The sequence below is a fragment of the Zoogloea oryzae genome (assembly GCF_030161255.1).
GTDB lineage: Bacteria > Pseudomonadota > Gammaproteobacteria > Burkholderiales > Rhodocyclaceae > Zoogloea > Zoogloea oryzae.
In genome coordinates, this window is the sequence record NZ_BSPX01000118.1 from 1 (window position 1) to 7894 (window position 7894).

A 7894-nucleotide genomic window follows, 5' to 3' on the forward strand; every position below is an offset into this window, starting at 1 on the left:
CGGCGCTGCGGGACTGGCCGGCCTGGGGGGCGCCGGCGGCGATGACGAGGGCTGCGGCGCGGCCGCTCTGGTCGCCGGCAAGGGGGCGGGTGGCGCCTGCGTCGTCGATGAGCTGGAAGCTGCCGGTGCTGTCGCTGTTGAGGGCGTCGGGTTTGGGGTTGTTCTTGAAATTGCCGGAGACGGCGTACCACAGGCATTCGCCGTTGCCGTCGCGCAAGTCGGGCAGGTTGAGGGTGAGGTAGGGCAGCCGGCCGATGCTGGTCTGGCCCTTGGTGCCGCAGGTTTCGGACGAGCCGTCGCCGTCGAGGTCAGGGCAGGGCAGGTAGCCGAAGTCGGCGTTGGCATGGTCGCGATTGCGGTAGGTGGCGGCGTAGCCGAGGAGGGCTTCGCGGGCAGTGGCGAGGGCGTCGGCGGTGCGGGCCTCGCGGATGAGATCCCGGTGGGCGGCGCTGTCCTGGCGCGACAGCAGCCAGCCGAGGCCGCCCACGGCGAGGAGCACGATCAGGGCGGGCAGGAGCATGCCCCGTTGCCGGCGCCGGGCGGGCCCGGTGCGCATCAGGGGGCGCCGGTGTTGAGGGGGGAGTCGCCTACGCGCAGCAGGTGGTGCCGGCCGTCGGGGCCGGTGACGCGGGCGCTGGCGTCGTTGATGCGGACCTGGCGGGTGTCGGCGGGGGTGGCCTGGCCGTCGACGAAGATCACGGGCTTGCCGCCGCTGCGGGTGATGATGCCGTCGAGGCGCGGCGGCGGGGCGGGTGTGGCGTCGGGCTGCGGGGGGCGGTCGATGCGGGCGCGTTCGGCTGGGGTGTGGAACAGCCGGCCGAGGGATTCAGCCCGGGCTGCGGGGCCGGAAAGGAGCGGCAGGGTGACGGCCAGGGCGGCAAGCGCCGTGGCGTGGATGGAGAACATGCGCATAAGCCCACAAATCTAGCATAGTCTGCGCCGCGCAGCCTACCCGGCGGCTGTCAGTGGGCGGCGAGGACGCGGTTCTTGCCGGAGCGTTTGGCGATGTACATGGCCTTGTCGGCGCGGTCGAGGGCCTGCTCGGGGTCTTCCCCTTCGAGCAACTGGGCGACGCCAGCGCTGAAGGTGATCAGCAGCTTTTGCTGGCGGGCCAGGAAGAAGCGCTTGGTGAGGGCGCGTTGCAGTCGCACGAGGGCGGCGACGGCGGCTTCGAGGCCGGTGTCGGGGAGCAGGATGACGAACTCTTCGCCGCCGTAGCGGGCGACGGAATCCTGCGGGCGGATGTTCTCGCGGACGACTTCGGTGAGGTGCTGCAGCGCCTCGTCGCCGGTCTGGTGGCCGTGGATGTCGTTGATCTGCTTGAAGTTGTCGATGTCGAGCAGCCCCAGGCAGAGGGGTGTGCCGCGGCGCTGGGCGAAGGCGGTCTCGCGGGCGAGGGCTTCGTCGAGGCCCTTGCGGTTGAGCACGCCGGTGAGCGGGTCGTGGCGGATGAGCTCGCTGGTCTGTTCGAGTTCGTGCTGGAGGCGGGTGATCTCGGTGTTGGCTTCGTCCACGCGGCTGCGCAGGGCGACGAGTTCGTCCCGGGAGCGGGCGGTGGAGGCCTGCACGCTGCGGGTCTCGCGCATCACGTCGGCGATCACGTCGGTGAGCTCGGCGATGTCCTGGGCGGCGGCGATGCGTTCGGCGGAGCGTTCGATCTTGGCGTGGTAGTCGCCGGTGGAATCGGTGAATTCACCCAGCCGATCGACGAAGCGCGAGAGCATCTCCTTGAGGCGCAGCTGGGCGTCGGAGAGCTCCAGCTTGATGGCGCTCTGGCGGTCGATCACGTCGCGCAGGCGGCTTTCGAGTTCGCCCAGCACGCGCACGTCGAGGGGGTGGGCGAACATCTCGCCCATCAGGGTGATCTGGCCGTGGAGCCAGCGGTCGTCCACTACCAGCTCGCCGATGTTCTCGAGGATGAGCTGGAGTACGCGCTGGAGGGCGTCGCGCAGGGCGTGCTGGTCTTCGGTGGCCCATTCGAGGCCGGCGCGCAGCTTGTCGAGACGCTGCTGCAGCGCGTCGGCCGGCAGGCGGAGCGGCTGCTGGCGCAGGGCGACGGCCAGCTCGCGGGCTTCGGTGGCGAAATCGGCGTCGGCGGGGCGGGCTTGGCTGGCGATGCTGTCGAGCAGGCTGGCCAGCATCTCGGCAAAGGCCGGCGTGGCAGGATTGGTGCGATCGACGGCGGCCGGCGGGGCAAGATCGCCGATCGGGGCCGGCGGCTCGTCGTCGTCGGCGTTGCGGCTCCATGCCCGCAGCAGGCCCTGGAGCCTTTCGGCGAGGCGTTCCGGGTTGGTGCCGGAGGCGCTCAGTACGCGGTCGAGCATCTCGCGCTTGCGGGCCTGGGTGAGGCCGGCCTGGCGCCGGTCCCATTCGGCGATCAGGTCGCGCAGCAGGCTGCCCCAGTTGATGCCCTGGCTGTCGGTGGCGGCGATGGCGTTGGTGATGGCCGCGCCGAGCCCGGCCCAGTCAGCCTGGGCAACGGCGGTGTCGAAATCCCGCGCGATGCGCAGGGCTTCGTGGTTGTGCCGGGGCAGGGAGGCGGCGATCTGCTTGAGGGCGCGCTCGGGGAAGGCTTCGTCGGCGGGAGTGCCGGCGATCTCGTGGTAGAGGGTCTGGTAGTTGTCGGGAGTGGGGGCGATCCGGCGCAGGGCCAGTTGACGGAAGGCTTCGCGGGCGATGTCCGAGGGATGGCTGGGTTCGTTCATGGCGTGTCTGCGCTGGGCGGTTTGCGAGCTGCCATCTTCATCTCAGGCCCCGGTGCCGGGTGAGGGTGGGTGACGGCGCTTCTGGTAAGCCCGTTGAATAACGGCCGTGCCCCACATGCCTTGAGGCTGTCGGGCGCGACCGTCGCAGAAAAAAACGAAAAAATGAAACCCGGCGGCTATTCGGCCAGGCCGTGCTTGAGCCCGTAATGGGTGAGTTCGGCGTTGTTGCGCAGGTTCATCTTCTCGAGGAGCCGCGCGCGATAGACGCTCACCGTCTTGACGCTGAGGTTGAGGGCCTCGGCGATCTCGGTGGGCGTCTTGCCGGAGGCGATCATGCACAGGGTCTGATACTCGCGATCGGAGAGCTTCTCGTGGGGCGGGCGTTCGCTGTCTTCGCCGATGGCGTTGGCGAGCTCTTCGGCGAGGGACGGGCTGACGTATTTCTTGCCGCTGGCCACCTGGCGGATCGCGGTGACGAGGAGCTCCGGCGCGCTCTGCTTGGTGAGGTAGCCCGCCGCGCCGGCCTTGAGGGCGCGGATCGCGTATTGCTCTTCGGGGTACATGCTGAGGATGAGCACCGGCAGGCGCGGGAATTCCTTCTTGATGATCTTGAGGGCGTCGATGCCGTTGCGGTCGGGCATCGAGACGTCCATCAGCACCACATCCCATTCGCCCGAGCGCACCAGCTGCACCGCCTGCACGCCGTTTTCGGCTTCGCCGGCCACGGTGAGATCGGCGGTGTCGGAGAGGATCTGGCGCAGGCCCTGGCGGACGATGGCGTGGTCGTCGGCGATCAGTACGCGGATGGGCTTGCTCATGCAAGGCTCCTGGTGGGGTTGGGCTCGTCCGGCGAGGCCGGCAGAAGGGGCGCGCGCAGGGCGAGGCGGGTGCCGTGGGGCTGGATGTCGGTGAGATCCAGGCGCCCGCCGAGACTGGCCAGCCGTTCGCGGATGCCCCGCAGGCCGAAGGAGCGGGGCTTCTGCAGATCGGTTGCGGCGAGACCGCAGCCGTCATCGGCGATCTCGAGCACCACTTCGTCACCTTCCTGCATGAGTCTCACGTTCACCTCGGTCGCGCCTGCGTGTTTGCTGACGTTGGTCAGCGCCTCCTGGAACACCCGGAAGAAGGCCAGAGCCGTATCGTAGTCCGGGTCGAGGTCATGGTCGGTACAAAGAATGTTACAGGCGATGCCCGTCCGCTGGGCGAAGTCCTCGCCCTGGGATTCGATCGCCGCCGCGAGGCCGAAATCCTTGAGGATGCCAGGGCGCAGCTCGCGGGTGACACGGCCCACGGTGGCGATGGCGTCGTCCACCATCCGCCCCACGTTGCGGGCGCGCTCGCGGGCCTGAGCGAGGTTCACATCGAGCTTGGCTTCCAGCAGGGACATCTCGAACTTCATGGCAACGAGGGTACCACCGAGCACGTCGTGGACGTCCCGGGCGATGCGCTCGCGCTCGTCTTCCTTGATGCGCTGGAGGTGGTTGGAGAGGGCCGCGAGCTGGCTGCGGGATTCGCGCAGGTCGGCCTCGACGTGCTTGCTGTGGGTGATGTTCCACATCACGCCTTCCCACACCACGGCACCCATCTCGGACAGGCGCGGCGAGCTGCGCAGGTTGATCCACTTCTGCTCACCGGTGGAGAGCTGGATGCGGCCTTCCCAGTTGAGGGTGGAGAGGTTCTCGGCCGACACGCTGGCGGCTTCCATGAAGCCCGGCAGGTCTTCGTTGAGCAGCCAGTTCATCCAGCCGGCCGAGCTGCCGATGAGCTCCTCGGCCGAGGTGCCGAAGAGCATGGTTGCGGCTTCGGACAGATACTGGAAGCCGAGCATGCCGTCCGGCGTGTAGCCCATCTGGAAGACCACGCCGGGGATGTTGTCGGTGAGGGCGCGCAGGCGTGCCTCGCTCTGGCGCAGGGTCTGCTCGGCCTGGCGCTTCTCGCGGCGGTTGACGACTTCGCGCATCTCGCGCTCGACGGCGGGCACCAGGCGGTCGAGCTTGTTCTTGCTGAGGTAGTCGTGGGCGCCGGCGCGCATCGCGGCGATGGCTTCGTCTTCCTGCATCACCCCGGAAACGATGATGAAGGGCAGATCGACGCCGAGCTCCTGGGTCCGGCGCAGGGCCGCCTGGGCGTTGAAGCCCGGCAGGTTGTGATCGCACAGGATGACGTCCCAGCTCTCGCGCTGCAGCGCCTCGAGCAGGCCCTCCTCGGACGCCACCTGCAGGTAGGTGGGCGCGTAGCCTGCGTTACGGAAGCGATGGAGCAGCAGGATGACGTCGTTTTCGGAGTCTTCGATGAAAAGCAGGCGGATCGGTGGCTTGGCCGGGCCGACAGGAGAGAGGCTGGGGACGTCCGGCTTCTGGGCAGTAGACATGCGCTGAGTAGGGGCTGCGTGGTTGGGTCGCTTTGTGTTTATAATCCGGCCCTCGCCGGGGCCTGCGCCACTCCCAAGGATAGTTCAGGCCGGCCTTTGCCGTCCATGCATATCGGGATGTTTCCGGTGTGGCCGGAAAGCGGCGATCAGCCGGTGTAGCTCAGTTGGTAGAGCAGCGCACTTGTAATGCGAAGGTCGAGGGTTCGATTCCTTTCACCGGCACCATTGGATTCAAGGAAATAGGCCGATCCGTCAGGGTCGGCTTTTTCATTGGGCTCGCGCGGCGGAAGAATCCGCCCGGCTTTTCTTCTTCCTCCAGCATCAGCTCTGCATCCTGAAATGCATGGAATCGTGGGTTACATCATCATCGGCGGATGCGTCGTCGTCGCGCTGGTGGCGGTGGCATCGTTTGTGATCGACATGCGGCAAAGCCGGCAGGGCGCTGAGAAGCGGCGCCGGCTTTCGTCGCGCCTGACTGGAAAGTGACCCCGCCATGAAAACCTATCTGCGCGTACCGTTCGCCGAGAAGGACGAAGCCAAGCGCCTGGGCGCGCGCTGGGATCCGGCGAAGAAGCTGTGGTACGTCCAGAACGTTCCCAATCTCGCGGCCTTCGAGCGCTGGCTGCCGGCCCAGGGTGATCTGGTGGAGGCCGCCGCGAAGCCGGCGCCAGCAGTCCGCACGAAAGCAGCGCAGGTGCAGACCGGGCCGCGCTACTTCGAACTGCACTGCGACTGCCAGCCGTGGGTGGGCTGTGCGGCGTGCGGGCCGGTGGTCGAGGCCCGAGGCTGGCGCGCGCCGGCCTAGCCGGGCGGGGCCGCGGTCGCCTTGCATCTGGGGTGAGGTGACGCGTTTCGGGTATTCCGGCATCAAGCTCGGCCGGCCGGGGTCGTTAAGTAATGGCCCCCAGCTGTCAGCCGCGACCATGCAGATCCGTATTCACGCCAAACATCCCAAGGACGGTCGGTCATTCAAGATCACGATGGTGAACTTTCCCGACGACCGCGCCGACGATTTTGCCCGCAGCGTCAAATCCCTGGCCAAGGTCACCTATGGGCCCCTGCTCCAGCAGCTTGTCACCGAAAAGGCGCCGGAGGCTCGCCGCGATGCGTTCTTCGACACCCTCTTCAACAGCATCTGCGGCGAGTTCCACATGTTCGGGAGCCAGTTCGACTTTACCGATTCGATGGATCGGCAGCCGGTGGATCTCTTTCGCAACTTCCTGAGCCTGTGCGCGTCGGTCTATACCGCCCAGACCTTTGGCTGGCTGCCGACAACGGCGCTCCTGCAGGCGCCGGACAAGCCATCGACGCGGGGCTGAAGCCGCGGCGTTGGCGGGCTTTCCTGATGACGAATCCGACCGCCTGATGGTGATGATGCAAAAAAAGCTTGACGCAGCATTTCGACTTGTCTAATATGGCGTTTCTCCGACGCGGGGTGGAGCAGTCTGGCAGCTCGTCGGGCTCATAACCCGAAGGTCGCAGGTTCAAATCCTGCCCCCGCAACCAGTTTCAAGCGTCAAGCCCCAATCACTCAGGTGGTTGGGGCTTTTTGCTTTTCAGCTTCCGTCCGGTGGCAGATTCCTGTCTTCCCGGCGGCGGTTCGCGGTGCGCGCCCGTCGCCTGGCTTGCGATGCAGTGGCCGGCGCATCCCCGATGCCAACCTTCCGGTGGCTCGTCCTCGCGTTATTTCCCTTCATTATCAGCTGATTGCCTGCGTCTTTCCGATCGCTGGCGTGTTGTCACGTCTGGCGCCCGGCTGCCGCCACGCTGTGCCTCAAGCCAGTGAAGTCTTTGCCGTAAAGGTCTACGCGCGAAATCGTGTTGGTTCGGGTGTTTTCCTGGCAGGACGAGGACGCAGCAAGAAATGCCCGGGACAGCCAGCTTGAAGGGGGGCTCCGCAAGGTGCGGAGGCTGGATGCTGTCGGTGATCCCGGATGGGCAGTCAAACTATTTTTCCGGGTTTCGAATGAACGACGCAATCGGGCAGGGCAATCGTCGCGGTCTTCCGGCGCTCAAAAAACTGGCTGTGGTGCTCGCCGTCGCCGGGGTGGCCTTTCCGGCGCTGGCCGGCGACATGCACGGGGTGGCGCTCCGGCAGGACGGCAACGTCCTGCGGCTGCAGGTGGAGAGCGAGCCGGGCACCCTGGCGGACTCCGGCGTCACCGCCGACGGGCGCCAGCTGGTGCTGATCCTCAAGGGCGTGACGGCCGACGTGGCGCGCAAGCGCATCGCCGGCGAAATCAAGGCGAAGAGTGGCGGCGTGCGCGACGTGCGCGTGGTGCCGGACGGCAAGGCCGATTCGCGGCTGGTCATCGACCTGCTCGAACCCTACGAGGTGCTCGACGAGACCATCGCGGCCATCGGCAGCGGCGTCAGCCAGTGGGAGGTGGTGCTTGGCCGGCAGGCCGTGCACGACGAACTCACTAGCGTCGACCTCAACACCGCCGACGGCCAGCGCACGCTGCTGCTGCGCGGCGGCAAGGATCTGCGCGCCGACACCCAGCTGCTGCGCAATCCCCAGCGGCTGGTCATCGATTTTCCCCGCCTCGGCAAGGCCCACGTGAGCCGGATGTTCGGCAGCGTGACCTTCGACCCGGCGGTTTTCGGCCTGCCGCGCTTCCAGGATCTGCCCCGCGCCGGCTCGCGGGTGGTGATGCCGATCCGGCCCGGTCAGGATCTGTCCCTCGTCAGCCCCGAGCTGAGCCGTTCCAACGCGGGTGCCTCGGTGCTGATCGCGCTGGCGCCGTCGCCGGTGGTCGCGCCGGCCCCAGCCGTGGCAGCGGCGCCGAAGCTCCCGGCGGCCCCCGCCGGGCGGAGC

At 67.5% G+C, this 7894-nt stretch carries 8 protein-coding genes, 2 tRNA genes and 1 pseudogene; 6 read left to right on the top strand and 5 right to left on the bottom strand.

Going from position 1 to position 7894, the window contains the following annotated elements:
* From QQK25_RS21565 to QQK25_RS21585, 5 genes and pseudogenes are all read right to left on the bottom strand, one after another.
* Positions 1 to 520, bottom strand: a pseudogene (locus QQK25_RS21565) (hypothetical protein); the annotation flags it as partial.
* 35 nt (positions 521 to 555) lie between these two features.
* Positions 556 to 906: a hypothetical protein gene (locus QQK25_RS21570; protein WP_284189814.1), complete on the bottom strand. Its 351-nt coding sequence runs from the start codon at positions 904 to 906 to the stop codon at positions 556 to 558.
* Between the two features lie 56 nt (positions 907 to 962).
* A complete protein-coding gene (locus tag QQK25_RS21575) occupies positions 963 to 2705 on the bottom strand; it encodes a GGDEF domain-containing protein (protein ID WP_284189815.1) in 1743 nt (580 codons plus the stop codon).
* 176 nt (positions 2706 to 2881) lie between these two features.
* Positions 2882 to 3523 (bottom strand): response regulator, encoded by a 642-nt coding sequence (locus tag QQK25_RS21580; RefSeq protein WP_153161186.1) that lies wholly within the window; start codon positions 3521 to 3523, stop codon positions 2882 to 2884.
* Complete coding sequence (locus QQK25_RS21585) at positions 3520 to 5076, bottom strand: hybrid sensor histidine kinase/response regulator (protein ID WP_284189816.1); 1557 nt, start codon at positions 5074 to 5076, stop codon at positions 3520 to 3522. The genes QQK25_RS21580 and QQK25_RS21585 overlap by 4 nt, the downstream gene beginning before the upstream one ends.
* A gap of 149 nt (positions 5077 to 5225) precedes the next feature.
* Here QQK25_RS21585 and QQK25_RS21590 point away from each other — a divergent pair.
* From QQK25_RS21590 to QQK25_RS21615, 6 genes are all read left to right on the top strand, one after another.
* Positions 5226 to 5301, top strand: a tRNA-Thr gene (locus QQK25_RS21590).
* Between the two features lie 126 nt (positions 5302 to 5427).
* Positions 5428 to 5562, top strand: a complete 135-nt coding sequence (locus QQK25_RS21595) for a hypothetical protein (protein ID WP_255425183.1) — start codon at positions 5428 to 5430, stop codon at positions 5560 to 5562.
* A gap of 7 nt (positions 5563 to 5569) precedes the next feature.
* Positions 5570 to 5881 (top strand): DUF5710 domain-containing protein, encoded by a 312-nt coding sequence (locus tag QQK25_RS21600; protein WP_284189817.1) that lies wholly within the window; start codon positions 5570 to 5572, stop codon positions 5879 to 5881.
* A gap of 118 nt (positions 5882 to 5999) precedes the next feature.
* Positions 6000 to 6395: a hypothetical protein gene (locus QQK25_RS21605; RefSeq protein ID WP_284189818.1), complete on the top strand. Its 396-nt coding sequence runs from the start codon at positions 6000 to 6002 to the stop codon at positions 6393 to 6395.
* A gap of 110 nt (positions 6396 to 6505) precedes the next feature.
* A tRNA-Met gene (locus tag QQK25_RS21610) sits at positions 6506 to 6582 on the top strand.
* 460 nt (positions 6583 to 7042) lie between these two features.
* On the top strand, positions 7043 to 7894 hold an 852-nt coding region (locus QQK25_RS21615; protein WP_284189819.1), incomplete at its 3' end, for an AMIN domain-containing protein.

What these genes read in the sequence shown, in the direction of transcription:
- QQK25_RS21570 (WP_284189814.1), bottom strand. Translation starts at nt 906, where the DNA reads ATGTTCTCCATCCACGCCACGGCGCTTGCCGCCCTGGCCGTCACCCTG.
- QQK25_RS21575 (WP_284189815.1), bottom strand. Translation starts at nt 2,705, where the DNA reads ATGAACGAACCCAGCCATCCCTCGGACATCGCCCGCGAAGCCTTCCGT.
- QQK25_RS21580 (WP_153161186.1), bottom strand. Translation starts at nt 3,523, where the DNA reads ATGAGCAAGCCCATCCGCGTACTGATCGCCGACGACCACGCCATCGTC.
- QQK25_RS21585 (WP_284189816.1), bottom strand. Translation starts at nt 5,076, where the DNA reads ATGTCTACTGCCCAGAAGCCGGACGTCCCCAGCCTCTCTCCTGTCGGC.
- QQK25_RS21600 (WP_284189817.1), top strand. Translation starts at nt 5,570, where the DNA reads ATGAAAACCTATCTGCGCGTACCGTTCGCCGAGAAGGACGAAGCCAAG.
- QQK25_RS21605 (WP_284189818.1), top strand. Translation starts at nt 6,000, where the DNA reads ATGCAGATCCGTATTCACGCCAAACATCCCAAGGACGGTCGGTCATTC.